The organism is Comamonadaceae bacterium OTU4NAUVB1 (assembly GCA_024372625.1).
Taxonomy (GTDB): domain Bacteria; phylum Pseudomonadota; class Gammaproteobacteria; order Burkholderiales; family Burkholderiaceae_C; genus Variovorax.
Genome location: CP099605.1, coordinates 1,983,070 through 2,009,625 on the forward strand (window position 1 = coordinate 1,983,070; position 26,556 = coordinate 2,009,625).

Below are 26,556 nucleotides of genomic sequence, written 5' to 3' on the forward strand. Positions count from 1 at the left end.
AGTCTTCCGGAAATGCTCCCGGGGGACTGCTGATTCGAGGATTGTTGCTTTGAAGGCGGCCGGGCGACGCTGAGCGAAAAGCGCTCGATTGTAGCCGTCGCGACCAGGGACTCATCCGTCAATCGGACATTCCCTGAGATTGATGGGACCGGCCCGACGACCCGCCCGGGCGCGGCGCCATGCGTGTCGCTCAGCGCGACGAACCGCTCGCGTGCAGGCAGATCGCCGCCGCCGCGGCCACGTTGAGCGACTCCTCGCCACCGGGTTGCGCGATGCGGATGCGCAGTGCCGCGCGGGCTTCGAGCGCGGGCGAGACGCCCTGCCCCTCGTGCCCCAACACCCAGGCACAGGGCCAGGGCAACGTCGTGCGGTGGAGGAACTCGCCGCCATGCGAACTCGTCACCAGCAGCGGCACGGACAGCGCCTGGAGTTCGTCGGGCGAAGCCACCTCGATCAGCCGCAGACCGAAGTGCGCGCCCATGCCCGCGCGAAGCACCTTGGGCGACCACAGCGCCGCCGTGCCCTTGAGCGCGACCACCTGGGAGAAGCCGAACGCCCCGGCACTGCGAAGGATGGAGCCGACGTTGCCGGCGTCCTGCAGGCGGTCGAGCACCACCGTGGCCGCGTCCGGCTGCAGCGCCGGCCGCGCCGGCAGGTCCAAGACGAAGCCCATCGGCGCGGGCGATTCCAGCCCGCTGATGCCGGCGAGCAGGTCGTCGGCGACGACCACCAGCCGGTCCGAGACACCGCCCCATTCGAAGCGACCCCGGGCCCAGAACGTCTCGGAGAACACCGCGATGCCCGGCCGCAGGCCGCGCTCGCGCGCCGCGCGGCAGAGGTGGTCGCCTTCCAGCCAGACGCGCCCGAGCTTGCGGTAGGCGCCCGCGTCCTGCGCCAGCTTGCGCAGGTCCTTGAGCAGCGGGTTGTCGCGCGAACGGACGTGGGTCGGCTCGACCGGCGTCATCGCGCGGTCTCCAGCGTCGCGACACCCGCCACCCCTGGGACGACCGGATCGCCGACGGACCGGACCTCGAGCGGTCCACGCGCCAGCGCCGCCGCGACGGGGCCGAAGGATCGGCGGTGGTGGATGCAGGCACCGTGACGCAGCAGCGCATCGAGATGAGCCTTCGTGCCATAGCCCTTGTGGCCGGCGAAACCGTAGTGCGGAAATTCCTGGTGCAGGTCCTGGCAGAGCCGGTCGCGATGCACCTTGGCGAGGATCGAGGCGGCCGAAATGGCGCGCACGCGCGCATCGCCGCGCACGATGGCCTCGGCCAGCACGTCGAGGCGCGGCAGGCGGTTGCCGTCGACCAGCACCTTGACCGGCTTCAGCCGCAGGCCCTCGACCGCGCGGCGCATGGCGATCAGGGTGGCCTGCAGGATGTTGTGCGTGTCGATCTCCTCGACCGTCGCCTGGGCCACCGAGCAGCACAGCGCGCGCGCCAGGATCTGCTCGCCCAGACGTTCGCGCTGGCGCGCGCTCAGCGTCTTGGAATCGGCCAGCCCGGGGATCGGGCGACGCTCGTCGAGGATCACCGCCGCGGCCACGACCGGACCGGCCAGCGGACCGCGTCCGGCCTCGTCGACACCGGCCACCAGCCCCGGCGCGTCCCACGCGAGCAAGGCCTGCTCAGCCCGCAAGAACTTTTTCGATGGCATCGGCGCAAAGGGTCGGGGTGTCGCGCTGCAGTTCGGCATGCAGCGCGGTGAAACGACGCTGCAGGGCGTCGACCGCGTCGGATGCCTGGAGCCAGTGCAGCGTGGCCTGGGCCAGCGCCTCGGGCGTCGCGGCCTCCTGCAGCAGCTCGGGCACGACGAAATCACGGCACAGGATGTTGGGCAGCCCGACCCAGGGCTGCAGCTGCTGGCGGTGCATCAGGTGCCAGGAGACCCGGTTCATGTTGTAGGCGATCACCATCGGCCGCTTGAAGAGCGCTGCCTCGAGCGTCGCGGTGCCGCTGGCGATGAGCGTGACGTCGCAGGCGGCCAGCACCTCGTGCGAGCGGCCGTCGACCAGCTGCACGCGGTCGGCGACGTCGCTCGCGCGCAGCAGCCCTTCGACCTCCTCGCGCAGGCTCGGGATCACGGGCGACACGAAGCGCAGCGCCGGCATCCGCTGGACCATGAGCGCCGCCGTGGCGAAGAACCGGGCGGCGAGCGCCCGGACCTCCGAGCGGCGGCTGCCCGGCAGCAGCGCCACCACGGGTGCGTCCCCGGACAGCCCGAGCGCGGCACGCGCGGCGCTCCGGTCGGGTGACATGGGAATCACGTTGGCGAGCGGATGACCGACGTAGGTGGCCTCGACGCCCTGCTCTTCCAGCAGCGCGGGCTCGAACGGGAAGATGCACAGCACGTGGTCGGCGGCGGAGCGGATCTTGTCGATGCGGTCCGCGCGCCAGGCCCAGATCGACGGGCAGACGAAATGCACCGTCTTCATGCCACGCCCGCGCAGGGCGCTCTCGAGGTCGAGGTTGAAGTCGGGCGCGTCGACGCCGATGAACAGCTCGGGCCACTCGCGCAGCAGCCGGGCCTTCAGTTGCCGGCGGATGCCGGCGATCTCCGCATAGTGCCGCAGCACCTCGATGTAGCCGCGCACCGCCAGTTTCTCCTGGGGCCACCAGCTCTCGAAGCCGCGTCGAAGCATCTGCGGGCCGCCGATGCCCTGCGTCTGGACGTCAGGCCAGCGACGGCGGATTCCGTCGAGCAGCAGCCCGGCGAGGAGATCGCCCGAAGGCTCGCCCGCGACCAGCGCGAAACGCTTCGTTGCGTTGTCCGGCATGCGGGATTCAGCGGGCGATGCCGCGCGTGCTGCGCGACAGGAAATCGCTCATCAGGGCGACGTCGCCCGCGGCTTCCGGTGATTCGATCGCCAGGGCATCGATCGCCGCGCGCGCGTCCTCGAGCTTGCGGCCCTGGCGATAGAGCAACCGGTGCATCTGCTTGATGGCGGCGATGCGGACGGCCGAGAAATCGCGTCGGCGCAAGCCTTCCAGGTGGAAGCCGCGCACGGCCAGCGGGTTGCCGTCGACCAGCATGTAGGGCGGCACGTCCTGGGTCACGGCGCTGGCGAAGCCGACCATCGCGTGCGCGCCCACCTTCACGAACTGATGGATGCCCGTCAGGCCGCCGATGAGCACCCAGTCGCCGAGCTCGACATGGCCCGCCAGGGTCGTGTTGTTGGCCAGCGTGGTGTGGTCGCCCACTCGGCAGTCGTGCGCGACGTGGGTGTAAGCCATGATCCAGTTGTCGCTGCCCACGCGCGTCACCCCACCGGCGCCGGGCACGCCCAGGTTGAAGGTGCAGAACTCGCGGATGGTGTTCCGGTCGCCGATGCGCAATTCGGTCGGCTCGCCGGCGTATTTCTTGTCCTGCGGCACGGCACCGAGCGACGAGAACTGGAAGATTCGGTTGTCACGACCGATGGTCGTGCGCCCTTCGATCACGCAATGCGCGCCGATCGTGGTGCCCGCCCCCACCGACACGTGGGGACCGATCACCGCATACGGACCGACGCTCACCGACGCATCGAGCTGCGCCGACGGATCGACCAAGGCCGTCGAATGAACCTGCGTCATGGCGCGGCGCGCTATCAGCTGAGCTGGCGCATGGCGCACATCAACGTCGCCTCGCAGGCCAGCTCGCTGCCCACGCGAGCGCGTCCGGTGAACTTGGAAATGCCTGCCTTCATGCGGTCGATCTCGACCTCCAGCGTCAGCTGGTCACCGGGTTCGACGGGCCGCTTGAAGCGGGCGCCGTCAATGGCGGCGAAGTAGTACACCGTGTTGTCGTCGGGAACGATGTCCAGCGAATGGAACGAGAGCAACGCCGCCGCCTGCGCCATGGCTTCGAGCATGAGCACCCCGGGCATCACCGGTCGATGAGGGAAATGGCCATTGAAGAACGGCTCGTTCATCGTCACGTTCTTGAGCGCCGTGATGCGCTTGCCTTTTTCCATGTCGAGCACCCGGTCCACCAGCAGGAACGGATAGCGGTGGGGAAGGAGTTTGAGGATCTGGTGGATGTCGAGCGTCGTCATGGTGTTCTTCTATCGTGCATCGTGCTTGTTCTCCAACGCCTTGATGCGGTCGCGAAGACGATGCAATTGCTTGAGCGTGGCAGCGTTTTTCTCCCACGTGGCATTGTCGTCGATGGGAAACATTCCCGTGTACTGGCCCGGCTTGTGGATCGATCGCGTCACCACCGTGGCCGCGGAGACATGGACGCCATCGACCAGCGTGAGATGACCCAGCACGATGGCGCCACCGCCCACCGTGCAATGTGCGCCGATCACCGCACTGCCCGCGACGCCCACGCATCCGGCCATGGCGGAATGCCTGCCGATGCGCACGTTGTGACCGATCTGGATGAGGTTGTCGAGCTTCACGCCATCCTCGATGACGGTATCGTCCAATGCGCCTCGATCGATGCAGGTGTTGGCACCGATCTCCACGTCGTCGCCGATGCGCACGGCCCCCAGCTGTTCGATCTTGATCCAATGCCCCTCATGCGGCGCGAAGCCGAAACCGTCGGCCCCGATCACGACGCCCGGATGCAGCAGGCAACGAGCGCCGATGACGCAATCCTCGTTCACGGTCACGCGCGACTTCAGCACCGTGCCGGCACCGATCCTCGCACCACGTTCGACGACGCAGAAGGCACCGATGCGAACGCTCTCGTCGATCACCGCGTCGGCGTCGATGGCCGCGCTCGGATGGATGCGCACGGCATCGGGACGCGCATGCGCGACCTTCCAATGCTGCGTCAGGCGCGCGAAATAAAGATAGGGATCGGGCGTGAGGATGCATGCGCCGCGGGACATCGCGACATCGCTCAGAGCGGGCGCCACGATGACGCACCCTGCCCGGGACGCCGTCAATTCCTTGCGGTATTTGGGATGGCTCAGAAAGGAGAGCGCATCCGGCGTGGCATTCTGCAGCGACGACAGGCGCTCGATCGACAGGGCCGCATCGCCATGCAACTCGCCTCCCAAGGCATCGACGATGGCGCCCAGTCGCAATGCCACTTGCAGATCTGACGTCGGTTCCGGTCCTTACTTGCCGCCGGTCGGGGCGGCAGCAGGCACGGAATTGTTGAGTGCCTTGATCACTTTTTCAGTGATGTCGTGCTTGGGATTGATGTAGATCGCTTCCTGGAGGATGGCGTCGTACTTCTCGGCTTCGGCGACCTGCTTGACCACGCGGTTCGCACGGTCGTAGACCTGCTGCAATTCCTCGTTCTTGCGGGCGTTCAGATCTTCCTGGAATTCTCGGCGCTTGCGCTGGAACTCGCGGTCCTGATCGACCAGGGCCCGCTGGCGTGTGGCCCGCTGGCCCTCGGAGAGCGTCGGCGCCTCGCGCTCGAACTTCTCGGATGCCACCTTGAGCGCTTCGCCCTGGCTGGCCACGTCCCGCTCCCGCTTCAGGAATTCCGACTCCAGCTTGGCCTGGGCCAACTTGGCCGGCTGCGCCTCGCGCAGCACGCGGTCGGGATTGACGAAGCCGATGCGGAACGTCTCTTGCGCCTGGGCGGGCAGGACAGCCAGCACAGCCAGTGGAACCAGCAGAACCGCACTGGCGACACGGAACGAATGAATCATTAGAACGAGGTTCCGATCTGGAATTGGAAGCTTTGAATTCTATCTTTGTAGATCGGATTGAGCGGGTCGGAGAGGTCATCCTCCTTCTGCGAGCGGATCGGCCGGGCAACCGCGAGACGCAGCGGCCCCAGCGGGGAAATCCAGCTGATGCCCAGACCGAGCGAAGCCCGGATCTTCTTCTGCGCAGCCCATTGCGCATCCGTCTGCGTGGTGCGGTCGGTGAAGACGTTGCCCACGTCGAAGAAGCCGTAGAGGCGCAGGGTGCGATCGTTGCCGGCGCCCGGGAACGGCGTGCTCAACTCGACATTCAGGATGGCCTTCTTCGTGCCACCCAGGGCGGCACGCGTCACCGAGTCACGCGGACCGAGCGAGTTCTGCTCGAAACCACGAATCGAACCCAGGCCGCCGGCATAGAAGTTCTTGAAGATCGGATAGAGCTGGTCCTGGAGTGCCTTGCCATAGCCGACTTCACCGTTGAACGCCAGCGTGTATTGCTTCGTGAGCGGGAAGTACTGCTGGTATTGATAGCTGCTCTTGATGTACTTCAGATCGCCGCCCACGCCCCATTCGAGGTTGCCGCGCTGGAGTCGGCCGCTGGTGGGGACGAGTGCGCTGTCGCGATCGTCCCGGGCCCAGCCGATGGTCAATGGCAGGCCCCATTTGCTGTCGTCGGTGCAGGACGTGATGATGCCGGCCGCGCTGAGTTGGCAGCCGAAATATTCCCGGTAGGCCTGGGGCGTGGTAGCCGCCACGATGGAGCCGGGCTTGAAGTTGAAGCGCTCGAGGCCGGCACCGAAGAAGACGGTGTCCACTTCGCTGAAGGGCACGCCGAACTTGATCGAGCCGCCTTCGCTGACCAGGGAATAGTCACCGTCCTGGGTGTAGTAGGGGCGCGACGTCTGGTGGAAAACGCTGAAGGTCCGGGAGATGCCGTCCTTGGTGAAATACGGATCCGTCGCGGTCAGCGAGATCGTCTTGTAGTACTTGCTGGTATTGACCTGCAGGCCCAGGAAGTTGCCCGACCCGAAGACGTTCTCCTGCGAAATGCCGAAAGTCAGCGACACCTTCTCGGAGCTGGAGAAGCCGGCACCCAGTTGCAGCGACCCGGTGGGTTTTTCCACCACGTTGACCGTGAGGTCGACCTGATCGGGCGAGCCCGGCACCTCCTGGGTGTCGACGGTGACTTCCGTGAAGAAGCCCAGGCGGTCCACCCGGTCTCGCGAGAGCTTGATCTTGTCGCCGTCGTACCAGGACGCCTCGTACTGGCGGAATTCGCGCCGCACCACCTCGTCGCGCGTCTTGTTGTTGCCACCGACGCTCAAGCGCCGCACGTACACCCGGCGCGCCGGCTCGGCCAGCAGGGAGAGTGTCACGCGATTGGTCGTGCGGTCGATCTCCGGCCGTGCCTCCACCCGCGCGAACGCATAGCCGAAGGTACCGAAGTAGTCCGTGAACGCCTTGGTCGTCTCGGCCACCTGTTCGCCGTTGTACGGCTGCCCTGCCCGGATGGTCACCAGCGACTTGAACTCCTCGTCGCGTCCGAGGTAGTTGCCGTCGAGCTTCACGCCCGCCACCGTGAACTTCTCGCCCTCGGTGATGTTCACGGTCACCGCCAGATCTTCCCGGTCGGGCGACAGCGCCACCTGGGTCGAATCGATGCGGAATTCCAGGTAGCCGCGCGAGAGATAGTAAGAACGAAGCGTCTCCAGGTCGGCGTTGAGCTTGGCGCGCGAGTACTGGTTGGACTTCGTGTACCAGCTCATCCAGCCGCCCGCGTCCTGGTCGAACAGGTTGAGAAGCGTGGACTCGCTGAACGCCTTGGCCCCGACGATGTGGACCTCGCGGATGCGCGCGGATTCACCTTCGGTCACGGTGAACGTCAGGTTCACCCGATTGCGCTCGATGGGCGTGACGGTGGTCACGACCTGGGCGTTGTAGAGGCTCTTGCTGACGTACTGGCGCTTGAGTTCCTGTTCGGCACGATCGGTCAGGGCCTTGTCGTAGGGTCGCCCATCGGCAAGTCCCACTTCGCGCAGCGACTTCTGCAATGCCGCCTTGTCGAATTCCTTGGTGCCCACGAAATCGACGTCGGCCACCGTCGGGCGCTCCTCGACGATCACCACCAGAACGCCGTTGTTGACATCGAGGCGCACATCCTTGAACAGCCCCAGCTCGAACAACGCACGGATCGCGGCGGACCCGGTCTCGTCGCTGTAGGTGTCGCCCACGCGCAGCGGCAGCGAGGCGAAGATGGTGCCGGGCTCCACGCGCTGCAGGCCTTCGACACGGATGTCCCGTACCGTGAAGGGCTCCACCGCCCAGGCGGCCGTGGCGGCCAGGGTGGCGGCGATCGCGGCCGCGACGCTTCGCAAACGGAAGCGACTGATTCTTTTGTTCATGAGATTTGCAGAATGCCGGCGCATGGAAGGCCGGCAGTGATTAACCAAAAAGCCGATTGACGTCGTTGAACAGCGCGATCGACATCATCACGAGCAACAGCGCCACGCCGCCACGCTGAAACCGCTCCATCCACGCATCCGAGACACTCTTGCCCGTCAGGCCCTCCCAAAGATAATACATCAGGTGTCCGCCATCGAGGACCGGCAGCGGCATCAGGTTGAGCACGCCCAGACTGACGCTGATGAGGGCCAGGAAGATGAGGTATTGGGTCAGTCCGAGACTGGCCGACTTGCCGGCGTAGTCGGCGATGGTGAGTGGCCCGCTCAGGTTCTTGAGCGATGCTTCGCCGATCACCATCTTGACCATCATGCGCACCGTCAGCGCCGAAACCTCCCAGGTCCGGACGACCCCCTTGCGCAATCCCTCGAGCGGTCCCTGGCGCACCGTGACCATCTCGGGCGGCGAACCCACGTAGGCACCGATGCGGCCCACCATGGTCGTGCCCTCTTCCTTGGCCTCGGGCGTCACGTCGAGGGACAGGGCGTGGCCGTCGCGCTCGATGCGCCACGTCTGCGAACGCGGGGTCGCACCATCGATCGACGCGCGGATGAGCTCGCGCAACTGCTGACCGTCGATGACGGACACCGATCCGATGGCGCGTACCACGTCGCCCTGGCGGAGACCGGCACGTTCGCCCGTGCCACCCGGGACGAGTTCGCCGATCTCGGGACGTGTCAAGGGTGCGAGGACGCCGATCCTGCGGAACATCTGCGCGTCGGCGTCGCGGGTCTCGATGCGGCTGAGCGGCAGGACGACTTGGCGTCCGCCATCGGCGATCTCCAGCGTGAGATCACGCCCGTCGAGCGCGCCCCGGGTCATGCGCCAGCGCAGGTCCTCGAACGAATCGACCGGCGTCAGGACGCCATCGAAGCCGGCCCGCGTGATCCGCTCGCCACCACGCAGGCCCGCCTGCTCGGCCAGCGATGCAGCGACCGGTCGTGCCAGCGTGGCCACCGGCTCCTGCACGCCGATCCAGTTCACCGTCGTGTAGAGCGCCGCCGCCAGCAGGAGGTTGGCGATCGGGCCGGCCGCCACGATGGCCACGCGCGAGCGCAGCGGCTGGGTGTTGAAGGCAAGATGGCGCTCGCCGGCGTCCACGGGCGCCTCGCGCTCGTCGAGCATCTTGACGTACCCGCCCAGCGGGAAAGCGCCGATGACGAACTCGGTGTCCTGCCCGGGGCGTTGGTTCGTCGGTTTCCAGCGGAACAGCGTCTTGCCGAAACCCACCGAGAACCGCAGCACCTTGACTCCGCACGCCACGGCCACGCGATAGTGGCCATATTCATGGACCGCGATCAGGAGACCCAGTGCGACGATGAATGCGATGACGGTGAGCATGGGAGATCCTCGAATGAAGGCGGCGAGCGGCGGATGCTCGACAGGAACCCGGAACGACGCCGTCTGAACGCCCGCCTGTCGGCCGGCGACTCAGGTTCCGGCGCGCCGGACGGCGGCACGCGCCGCCTCGCGGGCCATGGCATCGATCGCCAGCAGATCGCCGAGCGACGAGGGTTTGGAGGGTGACAGGACCGCCAAAGTTTCCATGTTGACCGAATGAATGCGGTCGAAACGCAGCCGCCGGTCGAGGAACGCCTCGACGGCGATCTCGTTGGCGGCATTGAGCACCGCCGTGGTACCCGGCGCGGCCGCCAACGCCTGCCAAGCTAATGCCAATCCCGGAAACAGCATGTCGTCGGGTGCCTCGAAGGTCAGGGCCGACAGCGCACGGAAATCCAATCGGGCCGCGCCGCTCTCGATGCGTTGCGGCCAGGCGAGACCGACCGCGATGGGCACGCGCATGTCGGGCGTGCCCAGTTGGGCGATGACGGACGCGTCGGTGAACTGCACCATCGAGTGGATGACGCTCTGCGGATGGATGACGACCTCGATCTGCCCGGGCGCGACACCGAAGAGGTGGCGAGCCTCGATCACCTCGAGCGCCTTGTTCATCATGGTGGCCGAGTCGACGGAGATCTTGCGGCCCATGACCCAGTTGGGATGGGCGCACGCCTGTTCGGGCGTGACCTCGGCGAGCGAGCCCGCCGCCCACGTGCGAAACGGCCCGCCCGATGCCGTCAGGATCAGCTTGTCGATGCATCCGGCCCAGCTCGAGGCATCTTCAGGCAGCGACTGGAAGATGGCGGAATGCTCGCTGTCGATCGGCAGGAGCGTCGCGCCGCCGGCTCTCACGGTGTCCATGAAGAGTTCGCCACCGACCACCAGCGCTTCCTTGTTGGCCAGCAGAAGCCGCTTGCCCGCGCGCGCGGCCGCCAAGCAGGGCGCCAGCCCGGCCGCGCCGACGATGGCGGCCATCACGGCATCGACTTCGTCATGCGACGCGATGACCTCGAGCGCATCGGGCTCGGACAGCACGCGGGTCGGAAGGCCATCGCGAACCAGCCGTTCGGCCAGGATCGCGGCATGCGGCGCGCTCGCCATCACCGCGAAACGTGGACGGAAGCGGCTGCACTGCGCCAGCAACTCCTCGACGCGGGTCGCGGCCGAGAGCGCGAACACCTCGAAGCGATCCGGATGTCGGGAAATGACGTCGAGCGTGTTGACGCCGACCGACCCCGTCGAGCCCAGGACCGTGATGCGCTGCCTCGGAGACGTCTGATCGGTCACGTCGCGGCCAATGAAGCCAGCATCATCGCGATGGGCAGGGTAGGAAGGAGCGCGTCGACACGGTCGAGCACGCCGCCATGGCCCGGCAGCAGGTTGCTGCTGTCCTTGGCGCCGGCGCTGCGCTTGACCAGCGACTCGACCAGATCGCCGACGACGCTCATGGCCGCCATGGCGATAACGCCGACGACAAGCAGCCACCAGCCCGTCGCGGCCAGCCGGCTGTAGAGACTCGCGACGTTCGCCCGGTTGGCCGCGTCGGCCCAGACCCAGATCAAGGCCAGCAGCATGACCCCGACCATGCCGCCCCAGACGCCTTCCCAGCTTTTGCCGGGGCTGATGGAGGGCGCGAGCTTGTTGCGCGTGAACCTGAGACCGAATGCCCGGCCGGCGAAGTACGCGAACACGTCGGCCACCCAGACGAGCAGGAAGATCGACAGCAGGAAGTTGATGCCCCAGGTCCGCGCCTGCACGGCGGCGAGCCAAGCGACCCAGAGCGCCAGCAAGCCGCCCACGAGCCGGATCGGCCGCGGAATCTTCGGCCATCCCGGCACGGCGCCACGCAGCAGCGCCGCGCCGCCAGCGACCCATGCGACGCTGGACACGATCCAGACCGGCAGCAGATCCTGGCCGATCAGGCCGGCCCACCACGAGAAGGCGCACAGCACCACCATCTCGATGCCCAGGAACACGGACATGCGGGGGCCGTGGCCGTTGAGCCGCCCCCACTCCCAGGCCGCGGCACCGATGAGGGCCAGCATGACCACCGTGAACGGCACGGGTGTCGCGTAGAACAGCGCCGGCAACAGGATGGCCAGCAGGACCAGCGCGGTGATGATTCGCTGCTTGAGCATCAGGCGGTGCGCCGGTCGCGCGACGTCGAGGGCTTGGCCTGGGCGGGGATCTTGCCGAACCGGCGCTCGCGGCGCTGAAAGGCGGCGATGGCCTCGTCGAGCGCCGCTTCGTCGAATTCCGGCCACAACCGGTCACTGAAGAAGAGTTCGGCGTAGGCGCTTTGCCAGAGCAGGAAGTTCGACAGGCGTTGCTCTCCACCGGTGCGGATGAAGAGATCCGGATCGCTCACGTGAGCGAGTGCCATGGCGCGATCGAGGTTGTGTTCGGTCAACGGCTCGCCGCGTTCGACCAGCGTCGCGGCCGCGCGCGCGATGTCCCAGCGTCCGCCATAGTTGAAGCACACGTTCAGCACGAGCCGCTGATTGTGCGCCGTGGCGTTCTCGGCCTGCCGGAGGCCGGCCGTCAGCTTCTCCGACAAGCCGCCCTTCTCGCCGATGAAATGCAACTGCACGCCATCGGCCGACAGCCGGGGCACCTCCCGCGCCAAGGCGCCGACCATCAGGTCCATGAGTCCGGAGACTTCGTCGACGGGACGGTTCCAGTTCTCCGACGAGAAGGCGAACACGGTGAGCACCTTGACGCCGCGATCGGCACAGGCCTTGACGCATCGGCGCAGCGACTCCACGCCCTGCTTGTGACCGGCCACGCGCGGCAGGAAACGCCGCGTCGCCCAGCGGCCATTGCCGTCCATGACGACGGCGATGTGATGAGGAACCGCCGGCGACGTGCTCATCAGACCGCCATGATCTCGGCTTCCTTGGCCGTCACCAAGCGATCGATCTCGGTGATGTGGCGGTCGGTGACCTTCTGGATCTCGGCCTCGGCGCGCTTCTGGTCGTCTTCGGAAGCCAGCTTGTCCTTCACCAGCTTCTTGACCGCTTCGTTGGCATCGCGTCGCAGGTTGCGCGTGGCGATCTTCGCGGACTCGCCTTCGTTGCGGACCAGCTTGGTCATCTCGCGACGGCGCTCCTCGCTCATGGCCGGGAGGGGCACGCGGATCAGGTCGCCCATCGATGCCGGATTGAGGCCCAGGTCGCTCTCGCGAATGGCCTTCTCGATCTTGGCGCCCATTCCCTTTTCCCAGGGCTGGACGCTGATGGTGCGCGAATCGAGCACCGACACGTTCGCCACTTGGCTGAGCGGCACCGACGATCCGTAATAGTCGACATGGATCGAATCGAGCAGCGCCGAATTGGCGCGACCGGTGCGGATCTTGGTCAGGTTGCTCTGGAAGGCGGCGAGCGACTGGTTCATCTTGGCGTCGGTCGCGCTCTTGATGTCTGAAATGGTCATGTTCGTTTTACTCCTCAGGCATGCACCAGCGTGCCTTCGTCCTCGCCCCTGACGACCCGCTTGAGCGCGCCGTTCTTGAAGATCGAGAACACCTTGATCGGCAGGTTCTGGTCGCGGCACAGCGCGAAGGCCGTGGCGTCCATGATGCCGAGATTGCGGGCGATCGCCTCGTCGAACGTCAACGACGTGTAGCGGGTCGCCTCGGGATGCTTCTTCGGGTCGGCGGTATAGACACCGTCGACCTTGGTGGCCTTGAGCACCAGTTCGGCACCGATCTCGGCACCGCGCAACGCAGCGGCCGTGTCGGTGGTGAAGAACGGATTGCCGGTGCCCGCGGCGAAGATGACCACCTTGCCCTCCTCGAGGTACTGCAGTGCCTTCGGACGCACATAGGGCTCGACCACCTGATCGATGGCGATGGCCGACATCACCCGCGCGATGAGACCCTGCTTGTTCATGGCGTCGGCGAGCGCCAGCGCGTTCATGACCGTGGCCAGCATGCCCATGTAGTCGGCCGTCGCCCGGTCCATGCCCACCGATCCACCCGCCACGCCGCGGAAGATGTTGCCGCCGCCGATCACCACGGCCACCTGCACGCCCATGTTCACCACTTCGCCGACCTCGCCGACCATGCGCACGATGGTGGCGCGATTGATGCCGAACGCATCGTCGCCCATCAGTGCCTCTCCCGACAGCTTCAACAGGATGCGCTTGTGGGCAGGGCTGGCTTCGGGCATGTGGAGGTTCCTCGGGGTAAAGATCGGAGACGAGTGTAAAACCATGTCACAACGGTCGCCCACCGAAAATTCGGCGCGCGACCGTGGACCGGTCGGTTGTCAGGCGGCGGCCTTGGCGGCGGCGACCTGGGCGGCGACCTCGGCCGCGAAATCGTCGACCTTCTTCTCGATGCCTTCGCCCACGACGTACAGGGTGAAAGCCTTGATCGACGAGTTCGACGCCTTGAGCATCTGCTCGACCGTCTGCTTGTCGTTCTTCACGAAAGGCTGGTTGTGCAACGAGACTTCCTTGAGGTATTTCTGCACGCCGCCCTCGATGCGCTTGGCCACGATCTCGGCCGGCTGGGTCGGCTTGCCGGCGGCTTCGGCGGTCTTGCGGTCCTCCTCGGCCTTGCCCGCGGCCACGGCGCGTTCCTTCTCGATCAGGTCGGCCGGCACGTCGGCGCTGGAGATCGACACCGGCTTCATCGCGGCGATGTGCATCGCCACGTCCTTGGCCGCCGTGTCGTCGCCTTCGAACTCCACGATCACGCCGATGCGCGTGCCGTGCAGATAGGACGCGATCTTGCCGTTGCCCGAGAAGCGCTTGAAGCGACGAAAGCTCATGTTCTCGCCGATCTTGCCGATCAGTCCCTTGCGCACGTCCTCGAGCGTGGGGCCGAAGCCGTCCTGCTCGTAGGGCAGCGCGCCCAGCGCGGCCAGGTCGGCGGGATCGTGCTTGGCGACCAGCGCGGCCGACGCGTTGGCCAACGCCAGGAAGCTGTCGTTCTTGGTGACGAAATCGGTCTCGCAGTTGATCTCCACCATGGCACCGGCGTCGCCGTCGACAAACGCCGTGACCACGCCTTCGGCGGTGATGCGGCCCGATGCCTTGCCGGCCTTGTTGCCGAGCTTGATGCGCAGCAGTTCCTCGGCCTTCTCCATGTTGCCTTCGGCCTCGGTCAGGGCCTTCTTGCATTCCATCATGGGTGCGTCGGTCTTCGCGCGCAGTTCGCCCACCATGCTTGCGGTGATTGCAGCCATTGTCATTTCTCCGTCATTCTAAAAATCAGATCAAAAAAAGGGGCCGAAAAGCCCCTTCTTCAAGGCTCGCGAGAACGCGATCAGGCCGAAGCGCCCTCTTCGACTTCGACGAATTCGTCGCTCTCGCTCTCGGCGATGGCCTTCACCACATCGTTCGTGGCGCTGTTGCGGCCTTCGATGATGGCGTCGGCGATGCCGCGTGCGTAGAGCACCACGGCCTTCGACGAGTCGTCGTTGCCCGGGATCACGTAGTCGATGCCTTCGGGCGAGTGGTTGGTGTCGACCACGCCGATCAGCGGGATGCCCAGCTTCTTGGCTTCCGCCACGGCGATCTTGTGGAAGCCCACGTCGATCACGAAGATGGCATCGGGCAGCGCGGTCATGTCCTGGATGCCGCCGATGTCGCGCTCGAGCTTCTCGATCTCGCGGGTAAAGGTGAGCTGCTCCTTCTTGCTCAGGCTGTCGAGCCCGGCTTCCTGCTGGGCCTTCATGTCCTTCAGACGCTTGATCGACGTCTTGACGGTCTTGAAGTTGGTCAGCATGCCGCCGAGCCAGCGGGTGTCGACGAAGGGCACGCCGGCGCGGCGGGCTTCGGCCGAGACGATCTCGCGGGCCTGGCGCTTGGTGCCGACCATCAGGATGGTGCCGCGGTTGGCCGTGAGCTGCTTCGCGTACTTCTGTGCGTCCTGGAACAGCGGCAGCGACTTTTCCAGGTTGATGATGTGGATCTTGTTGCGATGGCCGAAGATGAACGGGGACATCTTGGGGTTCCAGAAGCGGGTTTGGTGACCGAAGTGGACACCGGCTTCCAGCATTTCGCGCATGGTCGTCGACATAGGAGTTTCTCCGAAGGTTGGGTCTGAAATCCGGTCCGTTTCGCGGCTTGATCTGAAAGCCGCGACACCTTGAATGGACCGGTTTGCGAGTTGTTCCGCGCTGGTGACCGGCCGGCTGACCGTGTCGGGCGAAACCCAACGAGTATAACACTGCCCTTTCCAGCTTCAGGGTTTCCCCGGTGATGCCGACGCGGACGCGGGCGAGGGCACAATCGCCGCCTGAGTTTCCCCCCTCTCCCGTCGTTTTGGTGTCCGCCAGCCGGACCGCGCATCTGTCCACAAGAACTCCAATGAAAATCGCGATCGTGGGTGCCGGCATCATCGGCGTCGCCACTGCCTGGGAACTCGCCTGCGACGGCCACGAGGTCAGCGTCTTCGAGCGTCGCGGCGCCACCGCCGAGGAAGCCAGCTTCGCCAACGCCGGCGTCGTCGCGCCGGGCTATGTCACGCCCTGGGCCGCGCCGGGCATGCGCACCAAGGTCTTGCGTTCCCTGCTGTCGACGCACGGCGCCATCAAGGTGCGCTGGCCGTTGTCGATGCGCGACGTGGGCTGGATGCGGCAGTGGCAGCGCGCCTGCCGGCTGGAGACCTATTTGGCCAACCGCGCGCGCATGCAACGCCTGGCGTTCTACAGCCGCACGCGCCTGCACGAGATCAGCGCGGCGCGCGAACTCGCCTACGAGCGCAGCGACGGCTACCTCGTGCTGCTGCGATCGCGCCGTGAACAGAAACTCGTGCAGGCGGGCCTGGAAGTGCTGCGCACGGCCGGCACCGTCTTTCGCGAGGTCGACGCCGACGAAGCGCGGCGCATCGAGCCCGCGCTCAACCACGACACGCGCCTCGCAGGCGCCATCCATCTGCCCGACGACGAGGTGGCGAACTGCCGGCAGTTCGCGCTCCTGCTCAAACGCGAGGCCGAGGCCCTGGGCGCGCGCTTCCACTTCAATTGCGACATCGCGCCACTCGCGCGCGCGGCGCCACGCTCGCTGACGCTGGCGAGCGGCTCCGAGGCGGTGCCCTTCGATGCGGTCGTGATGTGCGCCGGCGTGGCCTCGGCCGCACTGCTGCGCCCGCTCGGGCTGCGCCTTCCGCTCGCGCCGGTGTACGGCCATTCGATCACCGCGACGCTGCGCGAGCCGCTCAACGCACCGCGCAGCGCCGTGATGGACGAGCGCTACAAGGTCGCCATCTCGCGCCTCGGCCAGCGCGTGCGCGTGGCGGGCAGCGCCGAGATCGGCGGCATGCCCGACACCCTCCATCCCGCGGCCCTGCAGACCCTCTACAAGGTGCTGCACGACTGGTTCCCCGGGGCGATCGCACTGGACGCAGGGGTACAGAAATGGAAGGGCGCGCGCCCGATGCTGCCCGACGGGCCGCCGGTCATCGGGCCGAGCGGCGTGCCGGGCGTTTGGCTCAACCTCGGCCACGGCTCCAGCGGCTGGGCGCTGTCGTGCGGGAGCGCGCGCGTGCTGGCGGACCTGGTGGGAGGCCACGACGCCGGCATCGACCTCGAAGGCCTGGGCCTCGACCGGCTGCTCTGACCCGCCGGGCGCCGCTCGCACAATCGCCGGATGCACCGCATCACCACCGGCCTCGGGGCCGATCTCTTCGACGTGGCGGCCACGCGCCGCATCGAGCACCGCGTCGCCGCCGACCTGGCGCCCCACGTGCTGATGCAGCGCGCCGGGGACGCGGTGGCCCGGCTGGCACTGGCCCTCGTCCCGCACGCGCGCCGCGTCTGGGTCGCCTGCGGTCCCGGCAACAACGGCGGCGACGGGCTGGAGGCCGCAGCGCGACTGCGGCAGCGCGGCCTCGACGTGGTCGTCACCTGGCTGGGCGACGAAGGGCGACTGCCGCCCGACGCGACGGCCTCGCTGCGGCGCGCACGCGAGCAGGGCGTCGCCTTCGCGGACGTCCCACCCGATACTCATGACCTGGCCATCGATGCCCTGCTGGGCATCGGCGCCTCTCGCCCTCCTGACGGCACGATGGCCCGCTGGCTTGAGGCCATGGCCCGGGGTCCGGCGCCGGTCCTGTGCGTGGACGTGCCCTCGGGGCTGGACGCGGACACCGGGCGACTCGCCGCCGGCATGACGCCGACTTCCCCGGAAGGCGCTCCGTCGGTCGCTACGACGACACGGCGTCACTGCCTGTCGCTGCTCACGCTCAAGCCCGGTCTTTTCACCGCGCACGGGCGCGACGCCGCCGGCGAAGTCTGGTTCGACGACCTCGGCAGCGACCCGGGCGGCGAACCCCCGGTCGCCCGCCTCCCGGGTCGCCCAGTGCATCGGGCACGCGCCCACGCGACCAACAAGGGCAGCCATGGCGACGTCGCCGTCGTCGGCGGCGCCCCCGGCATGGCGGGTGCGCCGCTGCTGGCGGCCACGGCGGCCCTGCACGCGGGCGCCGGACGGGTCTTCGTGGCGCCGCTCGACGACGCCGCCCAGAGGTTCGACCTGCTGCGTCCGGAACTGATGTTCCGCCACCCGAGCGAGATCGGCCTGGAGATCGCCGCGATCGTCTGCGGCTGCGGTGGCGGCACGGTCGTACGCGACGTCCTGCCACGGCTCCTCGACCAAGCACCCACCCTGGTGCTGGATGCCGACGCACTCAACGCCGTGGCACTCGACGGCGCGCTGCGGCTCGCCACGCGCCGGCGTGCCGAACGCGGCTGGCGCACGGTGCTGACGCCTCATCCGCTGGAAGCGGCGCGTCTGCTCGGCATCGAGACCGCCGACGTCCAGGCCGACCGGCTCGCGGCCGCCTCGATGCTGGCGATGGAGTTCGGCGCGGTCGCGGTGCTCAAGGGATCGGGCACCGTGATCGCGCTGGCGGGCGAAATCATGTACATCAATCTCACCGGCAACGGCCTGCTGGCGACCGCCGGGACGGGTGACGTGCTCGCCGGCATGGTCGGTGCGGCGCTGGCATCCGGGCAGCCGGCGTTCCAGGCCGCCTGCGAAGCGGTCTGGCGCCACGGCGACCTCGCCGACCGCTGGCCAGCGCACCTGCCGCTCACGGCCGGTGCGCTGGCGACGGCGGCCTGAGCCGGAGCGCTCAGCCGCGCCCGACGAAAGGCATCTTGGTGGCCATCACCGTGTGGAACAGCACGTTCGCCTCCAGCGGCAGGTTGGCCATGTAGAGCACCGACTGGCCGACGATCGCGACGTCGATCAGCGGCTCCACGGCGATGTCGCCGCTGGCCTGCGGCACGCCCTTGGCCATGCGCGAGGCCAGTTCGGTCATCGCGTTGCCGACGTCGATCTGGCCGACCGCGATGTCGTACTTGCGCCCGTCGAGCGAGGCGGTCTTGGTCAGGCCCTCGACGCCGTGCTTGGTCGCGGTGTAGGCCGCCGAGTTCGGGCGGGGCGTGGTCGCCGAGATCGAGCCGTTGTTGATGATGCGGCCACCGCGCGGCGACTGCGACTTCATCGTGCGGAAGGCCTGCTGGATGCAGAAGAACATGCCGCTCAGGTTGATGTCGACGACACCGCGCCATTGCTCGGCGGTCCAGTCCTCGAACGGACCGGGCGGGTTGCCCACGCCGGCGTTGTTGAACAGCAGATCGACGCGGCCGAAGCGCCCGACGGTCGCCTCGAACAGCGCGCGCACCGAGTCCGGGTCGGACACGTCCGTGGACACGGCCTGCGCGCGCGTGCCGGCGCCCGACGCGTCGGCCACCGCCTGAAGCGGTTCCGGGCGGCGGCCGGCCAGGGTCACGTTCCAGCCGTCGGCCAGCAGCGCCAGCGCCGCGGCGCGGCCGATGCCGCTGCCCGCGCCAGTCACGATGGCGGTGCGGGTCTGGGGGCTGGATGCATCTTTGTCGTTCATGGGTCTGTCTCCGATGTGAATGGCGTTCGAATGTCGGTTCAGCGGCGCGGCTTGCGCCCCTTCATCTTGTTGGCGGCTTTCTTGACGGCGGACTTGAAGGCCTGCATCGCCGACTGTGGTGCCTCGGCCCCGCGTTCGGCGATGTCGTTGCGCTCGGCCACGGCACGCTCGACGCGTTCCGGTGTCCCCCGGGCGGCGCCGTCCCTGGCGCGCGCCGCGCCCCGTGCGCCGTTCTTTCCACCACCACCGCCACCGCGCTTGGACTTGCCCCCTGCATCGCCCGACGCCACGCCCTTCTCCTTCATCGCGCGCGACACCAGGTCCTCGCCTTCGCGCACGAGGCGGAAGTCGATCTTGCGGCCGTCCAGATCGACGCGGCTGACCTGCACCCGGACACGGCTGCCGATGGCGTAGCGGATGCCGGTGCGCTCGCCGCGCAGTTCCTGGCGCATCTCGTCGAACTTGAAGTACTCGCCACCCAGTTCGGTGATGTGCACCAGCCCCTCGACGTACATCGCGTCGAGCGTGACGAAGATGCCGAAGGTGGTGGCTGAGGACACCACGCCGCCGTACTCCTCGCCGAGGTGCTCACGCATGTACTTGCACTTGAGCCAGGCCTCGACGTCACGGCTGGCCTCGTCGGCACGACGCTCGTTGGCGCTGCAGTGCAGGCCCGCGGCCTGCCAAGCGAGCACTTCCTTGGTGGGGGCGACGGTCTCCTTCTGCGGCTTCTGGGTCGGCGCCTTCACGCGCGAGGCCAGGCGCTTGGCCAGCTTGGCATGCGCCTCGCCCGGCGTCGGCAGCATCGGCAGCGTGTACTTCTGCTTGTTGAGGATCGCCTTGATGACGCGATGCACCAGCAGGTCGGGATAACGTCGGATCGGACTCGTGAAGTGCGTGTAGGCCTCGTACGCCAGGCCGAAGTGGCCGCTGTTCATGGGCGTGTAGATGGCCTGCTGCATCGAGCGCAGGAGCATGGTGTGGATCTGCTGGGCGTCGGGGCGGTCCTTGGTCGCCTCGGCGATGGCCTGGAACTCGCCAGGCACCGGGTCGTCGGTGATCGACAGGCCCACGCCCATGGCCTTCAGGTAGCCGCGCAGGATCTCCTTCTTCTCCGGCGTCGGGCCCTCGTGCACGCGGAACAGGCCGGGATGCTTGCCCTCGGCGATGAAGTCGGCGCTGCAGACATTGGCCGCGAGCATCGCCTCCTCGATCAGCCGGTGCGCCTCGTTGCGGGTGCGCGGCACGATCTTCTCGATGCGCCCGGCGTCGTCGCAGACGATCTGCGTCTCGGTGGTCTCGAAGTCGACCGCGCCGCGTCGCGCGCGCTGCTTGAGCAGCGCCTTGTAGACATCGGAGAGGTTGAGCAGGTCCTTGACGCGGTCCTTGCGCTTGGCGGCCTCGGGACCGCGGGTGTTGCTCAGGATCGCGGCGACTTCGGTGTACGTGAAGCGCGCGTGGCTGAACATCACGGCCGGGTAGAACTGGTAGGCGTAGATCTCGCCGTCGGCGGCCACCAGCATGTCGCACACCATGCACAGGCGCTCGACCTCGGGATTGAGCGAACACAGGCCGTTGCTGAGCTTCTCCGGCAGCATCGGAATGACGCGGCGGGGAAAGTAGACGCTGGTGGCGCGGTCGTAGGCGTCGATGTCGATCGGTGCGCCGGTCTGCACGTAGGCGCTGACGTCGGCGATGGCGACCAGCAGCCGCCAGCCCTTTCCGCGCCCCACCTTCGCGGGCTCGCAGTAGACCGCATCGTCGAAGTCGCGGGCGTCCTCGCCGTCGATGGTCACCAGCGGCACGTCGGTCAGGTCGATGCGCCCGCGCTTGTCGGCCGGACGCACTTTCTCGGGCAGCGCACGCGCCTCGGCGAGGCAGGCTTCGGAGAACTCGTGCGGCACGCCGTACTTGCGCACCGCGATCTCGATCTCCATGCCCGGGTCGTCGATCTCGCCGAGCACCTCCTTCACCCGTCCGACCGGCTGGCCGAACAGCGCGGGCGGCTCGGTGAGCTGGACGACGACGACCTGCCCGGCCTTGGCCGGACCGGTCGCGCCCTTGGGAATCAGGACGTCCTGACCGTAGCGCTTGTCCTCCGGGGCGACGAGCCAGATGCCGCCTTCATGCAGCAGGCGGCCGATGATCGGCTGCTCGGGCCGCTCGACGATCTCGACGACGCGACCCTCGGGCCGACCACGCCGGTCCTGGCGGACGATGCGCACCTTGACGCGGTCCTTGTGCAGCACCGCGCGCATCTCGTTGGGAGGCAGGTACACATCGGCTTCGCCGTCGTCGCGCTGCACGAAACCGTGGCCGTCGCGATGTCCCTGGACCGATCCTTCAAATTCTTCCAACAAGTTGTTGGAGTGTTCATTATTTTTGATATGATTGCTCTCTTTCCTGAAATTCAAAACGCGTTGCAAGGTTAGTTCCTTGCAGCAAGTGGGCCCAGATGGCGGAATTGGTAGACGCACTAGTTTCAGGTACTAGCGAGTAACATCGTGGAGGTTCGAGTCCTCTTCTGGGCACCATACCTAATTCGACAGAACCCCGACAGATCAACGATCCGTCGGGGTTTTTTCTTGTCTGCTCGAACGGCAAGGCGATCGATCCTGCGCCCGCTTCACCGAGCAGCGCCCGTCCATTCGCCGCGATCGTGAGGACGATCGGCGAATCGTTCGAGGCACTTCCGCGGGTTGCGGCCGGCAAGACAGATTCGGGCAAGGAAGGAAGACGGCGTCGGATGGAGGAAGGCGGGAATCCGCCGGGGTGTCGGTAAAGGCCCGACCGTGCGATCCACGCCGTGTGCGCCTGGATCGATCGCAGTCTATCCCAGATGAACCGATGCATCGGACCTCTCCGATTCGCGGGCGGCTGCGGCACCCGGACCGTTCCTTGCCGACCGTGCCGTGCGCGAGCGCGACGCATCGACGTTGTTCCAGGAAACGCGCCATGCGCTCCAGCTCCTCGTCCAGGGCGACGGGGAACGCCGGATCATCGGGTCTCGCCGCGTCCACGTAGCCCAGCACCGGCAACACGCGGCCGTCGCGCACCGAGACATTGGCCCACCCGATGACCTGCGTCCGCCAGAGCAGCGGCAGGGCGTAATGGCCGAACCTGCGCTCGGAGGGTGGCGTGTACGCCTCGAACTTGTATTTCCAGCCCCAGAACAACTCGAACCGGCGCCGGTCCCAGACCACAGGATCGAACGGCGCGAGCAGTCGCACCCGGTCGTCGATCGCGTGACGTCGCGAGCGAGGGTTCTCGTCGGCCGGCCAGAACCAGACCGTGTCGCCGATGCGGGCGCTCGCCAGCCGCTCGCGTGCCGCTGCGAGGGCCGCCCGCATCGGCGCCGCCAGATGCGGCGCGCCGTAGCCGACGAGCAGGCGGACCAGGTAGGTCAGGCTGGCGGCCGGCAACGGCGCGTACTTGCGCACCACCGGATCGATCAGTGCGCCAGCACGCCGCACACGGCCCTCGGTGCTGTCGTCGGCGACGGGCGGATGTGTCGCCGCCTCGTAGACCCGCGTGCCGCTGTCGCGTCGCTGGACGCGCAGCAGGCCGCGGTAGTGCATGCCGTCGAGCAGGTGCGAGCTGGCATTGCTGGTGCCGCCCCATTGGTTCGTCATGCGGCCGTGCGCGAAATGACGCTCGACATCGCGCGGATGAACCGTGCCCCGTTCGCGCACGAAGGCCAGGATGTCGGCGACCTTGCGTCGCGTCTCCTCGTCCCAGGACTGCGCGGCTTCGCGCGGATGCATCAGCGCGAGGTGGGCGCGCGGGAGGAACCCGTGGTTCACCAGGCCGTCCTCCTCGATCGCGAGGCGCTCGTAGCGGCGCTCGAGGTCGCCGGCGCGGTAGTCCTCCACCCGGTGGCGCAGCGTGAGATCCTGCGCCCGCGTGGGCGCGCGGATCGGATCGGCCTGCACGAAACCCAGGCGCCGGATGGCGGCCGGCAGCGTCGTCGGCTTGAAAAGGGAACGCGCCACGGCGTAGCGGCGCAGGTCGTCGAGATCGGGTTCGGGCGCCATCGCGTGGATTGCAACATGGCTCGGACCCGGCGGCGCGACGCGGGACGCGCGCCCTGCCCTACGGCGCCGCCTGCGCCAGCAGATCGAGGCCCGAGCGCTGCCGGAACGCCTGGTAGCTGATGGGGCGGAGGTCGTGGCGGCCGGCGTCGTTGGTCGCCCAGTAGGCCCAGGTGCGGCCGTCGGCGCGGCTGTGGACCACCTTCCAGGTGTGGCTGGGCACCCAGACCTGGCCGGCTCCGATGGTGCGGGGCCGCTGGTCGAACGCCGGGCCGGTGAAGACGAACACGTCGCCCGGCGCGCGGGCGGCGTACTTGCGCGTGGCCTGCTCGATCTGGCTCCAGGCGCGCTGGTTCAGCTCCGGGGCCTGGGGGACCATGTTGGCCAGCGAGAACGACTGCGCCTTGGCGGCGTCGGTGGGCATGTCGCCGGCGGGGGCCATGTGGCCCCGGTCGTAGCCGCTGCCCGCGTAGTCGGCGAGCTGCGCGCGGTCGGCCGAGGGCAGGCGCGCCTCGGGGTAGAAGCGGTCGGTCCGCTTGATCGCCTTGGCGGCCTCGACGCCGGCGCGCGTCAGGCGCTCGACCGTGTAGACCGGCGTCTTGCTCTCGCCCGAATGCAGCACCGCGAAGCTGTCGAAGCACAGCGCGCGCTGGCGGCCCGGCCAGGCCACCGCCGGCGCGTGGCCGGGGAAGTGCTGGGCGCAGCGGGCGAAGTCGCCCGCGACCGCCGAGGTGGCCGGCGACTGCGAGGCCGTCGCGGGCGTGGTCTGCGAGGGCGCCGGTGTCCGGGTCGTCGTCGCGGTGCCCGGACGGGTGGCGGGGGCCTGGTACGGCTGGAGGCTGCACCCCGGCGCCTGCACCGCGGCGGCCACCGCCAGCACCACGCTGACGCCCATCCGCCGGACCGCGGGCGGAAGACCGCCGTTTCGTTTCTTCGTTCTGTAACTGCGCTTTGCCATGCCCGGATCATCGGGGATGACAAAGATTTGTTAAAAATCTTCCTCAGATTGGTCTCAAAAATTCAGACCCCGTGAACGAGGGCGCCACACGACCCATGCCGTCCCCTGACCAGACGGTCCCCGGATCTGCGCTTCCTGACATGGGGCGACCCACGCGACGCGGCCACGACGCGCGCCCGTGCGGAGACCCTCAGACCGGCAGCGCGACCAGGTCGTGGCCTTCGACGCCGACGATGCGCGCGCGCGTGAACTCGCCGACCTTCATCGTCTTGCTGATCTTCTCGGGCGGCAGCAGCCGCACGATGCCGTCGATCTCGGGCGCGTCGGCATAGCTGCGGCCGACGCCGCCCTTGCGACCGAGGCCGGGGGCCGAATCGACCAGCACCTGCATCGTGGCGCCGACACGGCGCTGCAGCCGGGCGATCGACACCGCCTCGGCCACTTCCATGAAGCGCGCGCGGCGCGCCTCGCGCTCGGCCTCGGGCAGCATGCCCGGGATCGCGTTGGCGGCGGCCCCTTCGACCGGGCTGTAGGCGAAGCAACCCGCGCGGTCGATGCCGGCCTCGCGGATGAAGTCGAGCAGGTGCTCGAACTCGGCCTCGGTCTCGCCCGGAAAGCCGGCGATGAAGGTGCTGCGGATGACGAGTTCGGGACACATCTCGCGCCAGCGGGCGATGCGCTCCAGGTTCTTCTCGCCGCTGGCCGGGCGCTTCATGCGGCGCAGCACGTCGGGGTGGCTGTGCTGCAGGGGCACGTCGAGGTAGGGCAGCACGCGGCCGCTGGCCATGAGCGGAATCACCTCGTCGACGCTCGGATACGGGTAGACGTAATGCAGCCGCACCCACGCGCCATAGGGCTCGGCGATCTCGCCCAGCGTGCGCACCAGCTCCAGCATGCGTGTCTTGACCGGCGTGCCGTCCCAGAAGCCGGTGCGGTATTTGACGTCGACGCCATAGGCCGAGGTGTCCTGGCTGATGACCAGCAGTTCCTTCACGCCCCCCTCGAACAAGGCCCGGGCTTCGCCCAGCACGTCGCCGATCGGGCGCGAGACCAGGTCGCCGCGCATCGACGGGATGATGCAGAAGGTGCAGCGGTGGTTGCAGCCTTCGCTGATCTTCAGGTAGGCGTAATGGCGTGGCGTGAGCTTGAGGCCGGCGATGCCGAAGGCATTGGGCACGAGGTCGACGAACGGGTCGTGCGGCTTGGGCAGGTTCGCATGGACGGCGTCCATGACCTCCTGGGTCGCGTGCGGCCCGGTGACGGCGAGCACGCTCGGGTGCATCTGACGCACCAGGTTGCCGCCCTGGTCGCCGGTCTTGGCGCCCAGGCAGCCGGTGACGATCACGCGGCCGTTCTCGGCCAGCGCCTCGCCGATGGTGTCGAGGCTCTCGCGCACCGCATCGTCGATGAACCCGCAGGTGTTGACGATGACGAGGTCGGCGCCCTCGAAGGTCTTGGAGGTCTGATAGCCCTCGGCGCTCAGGCGGGTGAGGATCAGTTCGGAGTCCGTGAGGGCCTTCGGGCAGCCGAGGCTCACGAAGCCGACCTTGGGTGCGGCCGAGGGTGGGATGGTCAGGGTGGGTTCGGGGAAGACGACGTCGCTCATCTCCCGATTGTCGGCGTTAACGCCGCGCGGCCGCGCCAGGACGTGTCAACGTCCTTCGCTCGGGCGCTTGATTCCGAAGGCGCCGAGCACTTGCTCGGTGTTCTTCTGCATCTGCTCCTGCATCTGGATGAACACGTTCTTGGACTGCTCGACGTAGTTGCCCATCACGCCCTGGAGCACCGGCGACTGAGTGGTCATGAAGCGCGCCCAGAGCTCGGGCGTGAGGCCCTCGGCCTTGTCGGCCAGCTGGGCCTGCATCTCGGTCATGGCCTGGATGTTCTTCTCCAAGTAGGTGCCCATGACGCCGTGCATCGCCTTGCCGTGGAAACGGATGATGCTGGCGAGCACGGGCTCGGTGAACATCGGGGCGCCGCCGGCCTCCTCTTCCAGGATGATCTGGAGCAGGATGCTGCGGGTGAGGTCGTCGCCGCTCTTGGCGTCGCGCACCACGAACGGGGCACTGCGCATGACCAGCTGCTTGACCTCGGCCAGCGTGATGTAGGCCGACGTTTCCGTGTCGTAGAGCCGCCGGTTGGGGTACTTTTTGATCACCCGCGGTTCAGGCTTGGCGGCGATCTTGTTGCTCTGCACAGAAATTTCCTTGGATGGGTTGCCAATGGCGCGCAAGCCATTCTAGGAACCGGTTTTGTTGCACTGCACCCAAGGTTACCCTGAGCCTCCGATGCTCGGGCCGGCGTGTCGTCGCGG

At 67.6% G+C, this 26,556-nt stretch carries 23 protein-coding genes, 1 tRNA gene and 1 pseudogene; 3 read left to right on the forward strand and 22 right to left on the reverse strand.

All coding sequences use genetic code 11. From position 1 onward, the window contains the following. Positions 1 to 190 precede the first annotated feature (190 nt). The 16 genes from NF681_12810 to rpsB all read right to left on the reverse strand — a co-directional run bounded on the left by NF681_12810 (position 191) and on the right by rpsB (position 15,422). On the reverse strand, positions 191 to 964 hold the full coding sequence (locus NF681_12810) for an RNA methyltransferase (protein ID UST53203.1): 774 nt from the start codon (positions 962 to 964) through the stop codon (positions 191 to 193). Further along, positions 961 to 1,659, reverse strand: coding sequence for a ribonuclease HII (gene rnhB / locus NF681_12815; protein UST53204.1), 699 nt, complete (start codon positions 1,657 to 1,659; stop codon positions 961 to 963). Before rnhB ends, NF681_12810 begins: the two co-directional genes overlap by 4 nt. Beyond that, a complete protein-coding gene (lpxB, locus tag NF681_12820; GenBank protein UST53205.1) occupies positions 1,631 to 2,779 on the reverse strand; it encodes a lipid-A-disaccharide synthase in 1,149 nt (382 codons plus the stop codon). Before lpxB ends, rnhB begins: the two co-directional genes overlap by 29 nt. A gap of 7 nt (positions 2,780 to 2,786) precedes the next feature. Then, entirely contained in the window at positions 2,787 to 3,575 is a 789-nt protein-coding gene (gene lpxA, locus NF681_12825; protein ID UST53206.1) for an acyl-ACP--UDP-N-acetylglucosamine O-acyltransferase, read from the reverse strand. Positions 3,576 to 3,589: 14 nt separating this feature from the next. Further along, a complete protein-coding gene (gene fabZ, locus NF681_12830) occupies positions 3,590 to 4,036 on the reverse strand; it encodes a 3-hydroxyacyl-ACP dehydratase FabZ (GenBank protein UST53207.1) in 447 nt (148 codons plus the stop codon). 9 nt (positions 4,037 to 4,045) lie between these two features. Further along, positions 4,046 to 5,023, reverse strand: a complete 978-nt coding sequence (gene lpxD, locus NF681_12835; GenBank protein UST53208.1) for a UDP-3-O-(3-hydroxymyristoyl)glucosamine N-acyltransferase — start codon at positions 5,021 to 5,023, stop codon at positions 4,046 to 4,048. 27 nt (positions 5,024 to 5,050) lie between these two features. After that, positions 5,051 to 5,596 carry an OmpH family outer membrane protein gene (locus NF681_12840; GenBank protein ID UST53209.1) on the reverse strand — a complete coding sequence of 182 codons (546 nt, stop codon included), beginning with the start codon at positions 5,594 to 5,596 and terminating at the stop codon, positions 5,051 to 5,053. Continuing rightward, on the reverse strand, positions 5,596 to 7,995 hold the full coding sequence (gene bamA, locus NF681_12845) for an outer membrane protein assembly factor BamA (GenBank protein ID UST53210.1): 2,400 nt from the start codon (positions 7,993 to 7,995) through the stop codon (positions 5,596 to 5,598). The genes NF681_12840 and bamA overlap by 1 nt, the downstream gene beginning before the upstream one ends. Before the next feature lie 40 nt (positions 7,996 to 8,035). Further along, positions 8,036 to 9,394, reverse strand: coding sequence for an RIP metalloprotease RseP (gene rseP / locus NF681_12850; protein ID UST53211.1), 1,359 nt, complete (start codon positions 9,392 to 9,394; stop codon positions 8,036 to 8,038). 90 nt (positions 9,395 to 9,484) lie between these two features. After that, positions 9,485 to 10,681: a 1-deoxy-D-xylulose-5-phosphate reductoisomerase gene (gene ispC, locus NF681_12855; GenBank protein UST53212.1), complete on the reverse strand. Its 1,197-nt coding sequence runs from the start codon at positions 10,679 to 10,681 to the stop codon at positions 9,485 to 9,487. After that, positions 10,678 to 11,532 carry a phosphatidate cytidylyltransferase gene (locus tag NF681_12860; protein ID UST53213.1) on the reverse strand — a complete coding sequence of 285 codons (855 nt, stop codon included), beginning with the start codon at positions 11,530 to 11,532 and terminating at the stop codon, positions 10,678 to 10,680. Before NF681_12860 ends, ispC begins: the two co-directional genes overlap by 4 nt. Then, positions 11,532 to 12,266: a polyprenyl diphosphate synthase gene (gene uppS, locus NF681_12865; protein UST53214.1), complete on the reverse strand. Its 735-nt coding sequence runs from the start codon at positions 12,264 to 12,266 to the stop codon at positions 11,532 to 11,534. The genes NF681_12860 and uppS overlap by 1 nt, the downstream gene beginning before the upstream one ends. After that, a complete protein-coding gene (gene frr, locus NF681_12870) occupies positions 12,266 to 12,826 on the reverse strand; it encodes a ribosome recycling factor (GenBank protein ID UST53215.1) in 561 nt (186 codons plus the stop codon). Before frr ends, uppS begins: the two co-directional genes overlap by 1 nt. 14 nt (positions 12,827 to 12,840) lie before the next feature. After that, positions 12,841 to 13,563 (reverse strand): UMP kinase, encoded by a 723-nt coding sequence (gene pyrH, locus NF681_12875; GenBank protein UST53216.1) that lies wholly within the window; start codon positions 13,561 to 13,563, stop codon positions 12,841 to 12,843. Between the two features lie 99 nt (positions 13,564 to 13,662). Further along, complete coding sequence (gene tsf / locus NF681_12880; protein ID UST53217.1) at positions 13,663 to 14,586, reverse strand: translation elongation factor Ts; 924 nt, start codon at positions 14,584 to 14,586, stop codon at positions 13,663 to 13,665. An 80-nt stretch (positions 14,587 to 14,666) separates the two neighbouring features. Beyond that, entirely contained in the window at positions 14,667 to 15,422 is a 756-nt protein-coding gene (gene rpsB / locus NF681_12885) for a 30S ribosomal protein S2 (protein UST53218.1), read from the reverse strand. 290 nt (positions 15,423 to 15,712) lie between these two features. Between rpsB and NF681_12890 the strand changes: the two genes are divergently transcribed. Both NF681_12890 and NF681_12895 read left to right on the forward strand, forming a co-directional pair. Then, positions 15,713 to 16,963 (forward strand): D-amino acid dehydrogenase, encoded by a 1,251-nt coding sequence (locus tag NF681_12890; protein ID UST53219.1) that lies wholly within the window; start codon positions 15,713 to 15,715, stop codon positions 16,961 to 16,963. A gap of 30 nt (positions 16,964 to 16,993) precedes the next feature. Then, a complete protein-coding gene (locus NF681_12895; GenBank protein UST53220.1) occupies positions 16,994 to 18,469 on the forward strand; it encodes an NAD(P)H-hydrate dehydratase in 1,476 nt (491 codons plus the stop codon). 10 nt (positions 18,470 to 18,479) lie between these two features. On the opposite strand, the gene NF681_12900 is transcribed toward NF681_12895, so the two are convergent. Continuing rightward, positions 18,480 to 19,253: an SDR family oxidoreductase gene (locus NF681_12900; protein ID UST53221.1), complete on the reverse strand. Its 774-nt coding sequence runs from the start codon at positions 19,251 to 19,253 to the stop codon at positions 18,480 to 18,482. Positions 19,254 to 19,291: 38 nt separating this feature from the next. Then, on the reverse strand, positions 19,292 to 21,613 hold the full coding sequence (gene rnr / locus NF681_12905; protein ID UST53222.1) for a ribonuclease R: 2,322 nt from the start codon (positions 21,611 to 21,613) through the stop codon (positions 19,292 to 19,294). 89 nt (positions 21,614 to 21,702) lie between these two features. Here rnr and NF681_12910 point away from each other — a divergent pair. Beyond that, positions 21,703 to 21,787: transfer RNA gene (locus tag NF681_12910), tRNA-Leu, on the forward strand. Between the two features lie 399 nt (positions 21,788 to 22,186). Here NF681_12910 and NF681_12915 read toward each other — a convergent pair. The 4 genes and pseudogenes from NF681_12915 to phaR form a co-directional block, all read right to left on the reverse strand. Then, a pseudogene (locus NF681_12915) lies at positions 22,187 to 23,287 on the reverse strand (winged helix DNA-binding domain-containing protein). A 58-nt stretch (positions 23,288 to 23,345) separates the two neighbouring features. Beyond that, a complete protein-coding gene (locus NF681_12920) occupies positions 23,346 to 24,179 on the reverse strand; it encodes a DNA/RNA non-specific endonuclease (GenBank protein UST53223.1) in 834 nt (277 codons plus the stop codon). 253 nt (positions 24,180 to 24,432) lie between these two features. Further along, entirely contained in the window at positions 24,433 to 25,848 is a 1,416-nt protein-coding gene (gene rimO, locus NF681_12925; protein UST53224.1) for a 30S ribosomal protein S12 methylthiotransferase RimO, read from the reverse strand. 45 nt (positions 25,849 to 25,893) lie between these two features. Next, positions 25,894 to 26,466 (reverse strand): polyhydroxyalkanoate synthesis repressor PhaR, encoded by a 573-nt coding sequence (phaR, locus tag NF681_12930; protein UST55768.1) that lies wholly within the window; start codon positions 26,464 to 26,466, stop codon positions 25,894 to 25,896. Between the last annotated feature and the right edge of the window lie 90 nt (positions 26,467 to 26,556).

Excerpts from the sequence above, each read along its gene's own strand:
- frr (UST53215.1), bottom strand. The coding sequence starts at position 12,826 with ATGACCATTTCAGACATCAAGAGCGCGACCGACGCCAAGATGAACCAG.
- fabZ (UST53207.1), bottom strand. The coding sequence starts at position 4,036 with ATGACGACGCTCGACATCCACCAGATCCTCAAACTCCTTCCCCACCGC.
- NF681_12860 (UST53213.1), bottom strand. The coding sequence starts at position 11,532 with ATGCTCAAGCAGCGAATCATCACCGCGCTGGTCCTGCTGGCCATCCTG.
- rseP (UST53211.1), bottom strand. The coding sequence starts at position 9,394 with ATGCTCACCGTCATCGCATTCATCGTCGCACTGGGTCTCCTGATCGCG.
- rimO (UST53224.1), bottom strand. The coding sequence starts at position 25,848 with ATGAGCGACGTCGTCTTCCCCGAACCCACCCTGACCATCCCACCCTCG.
- lpxA (UST53206.1), bottom strand. The coding sequence starts at position 3,575 with ATGACGCAGGTTCATTCGACGGCCTTGGTCGATCCGTCGGCGCAGCTC.
- bamA (UST53210.1), bottom strand. The coding sequence starts at position 7,995 with ATGAACAAAAGAATCAGTCGCTTCCGTTTGCGAAGCGTCGCGGCCGCG.
- uppS (UST53214.1), bottom strand. The coding sequence starts at position 12,266 with ATGAGCACGTCGCCGGCGGTTCCTCATCACATCGCCGTCGTCATGGAC.
- NF681_12890 (UST53219.1), top strand. The coding sequence starts at position 15,713 with ATGAAAATCGCGATCGTGGGTGCCGGCATCATCGGCGTCGCCACTGCC.
- NF681_12840 (UST53209.1), bottom strand. The coding sequence starts at position 5,596 with ATGATTCATTCGTTCCGTGTCGCCAGTGCGGTTCTGCTGGTTCCACTG.
- NF681_12895 (UST53220.1), top strand. The coding sequence starts at position 16,994 with ATGCACCGCATCACCACCGGCCTCGGGGCCGATCTCTTCGACGTGGCG.
- pyrH (UST53216.1), bottom strand. The coding sequence starts at position 13,563 with ATGCCCGAAGCCAGCCCTGCCCACAAGCGCATCCTGTTGAAGCTGTCG.
- lpxB (UST53205.1), bottom strand. The coding sequence starts at position 2,779 with ATGCCGGACAACGCAACGAAGCGTTTCGCGCTGGTCGCGGGCGAGCCT.
- NF681_12900 (UST53221.1), bottom strand. The coding sequence starts at position 19,253 with ATGAACGACAAAGATGCATCCAGCCCCCAGACCCGCACCGCCATCGTG.
- tsf (UST53217.1), bottom strand. The coding sequence starts at position 14,586 with ATGGCTGCAATCACCGCAAGCATGGTGGGCGAACTGCGCGCGAAGACC.
- rpsB (UST53218.1), bottom strand. The coding sequence starts at position 15,422 with ATGTCGACGACCATGCGCGAAATGCTGGAAGCCGGTGTCCACTTCGGT.
- NF681_12810 (UST53203.1), bottom strand. The coding sequence starts at position 964 with ATGACGCCGGTCGAGCCGACCCACGTCCGTTCGCGCGACAACCCGCTG.
- rnhB (UST53204.1), bottom strand. The coding sequence starts at position 1,659 with ATGCCATCGAAAAAGTTCTTGCGGGCTGAGCAGGCCTTGCTCGCGTGG.
- NF681_12920 (UST53223.1), bottom strand. The coding sequence starts at position 24,179 with ATGGGCGTCAGCGTGGTGCTGGCGGTGGCCGCCGCGGTGCAGGCGCCG.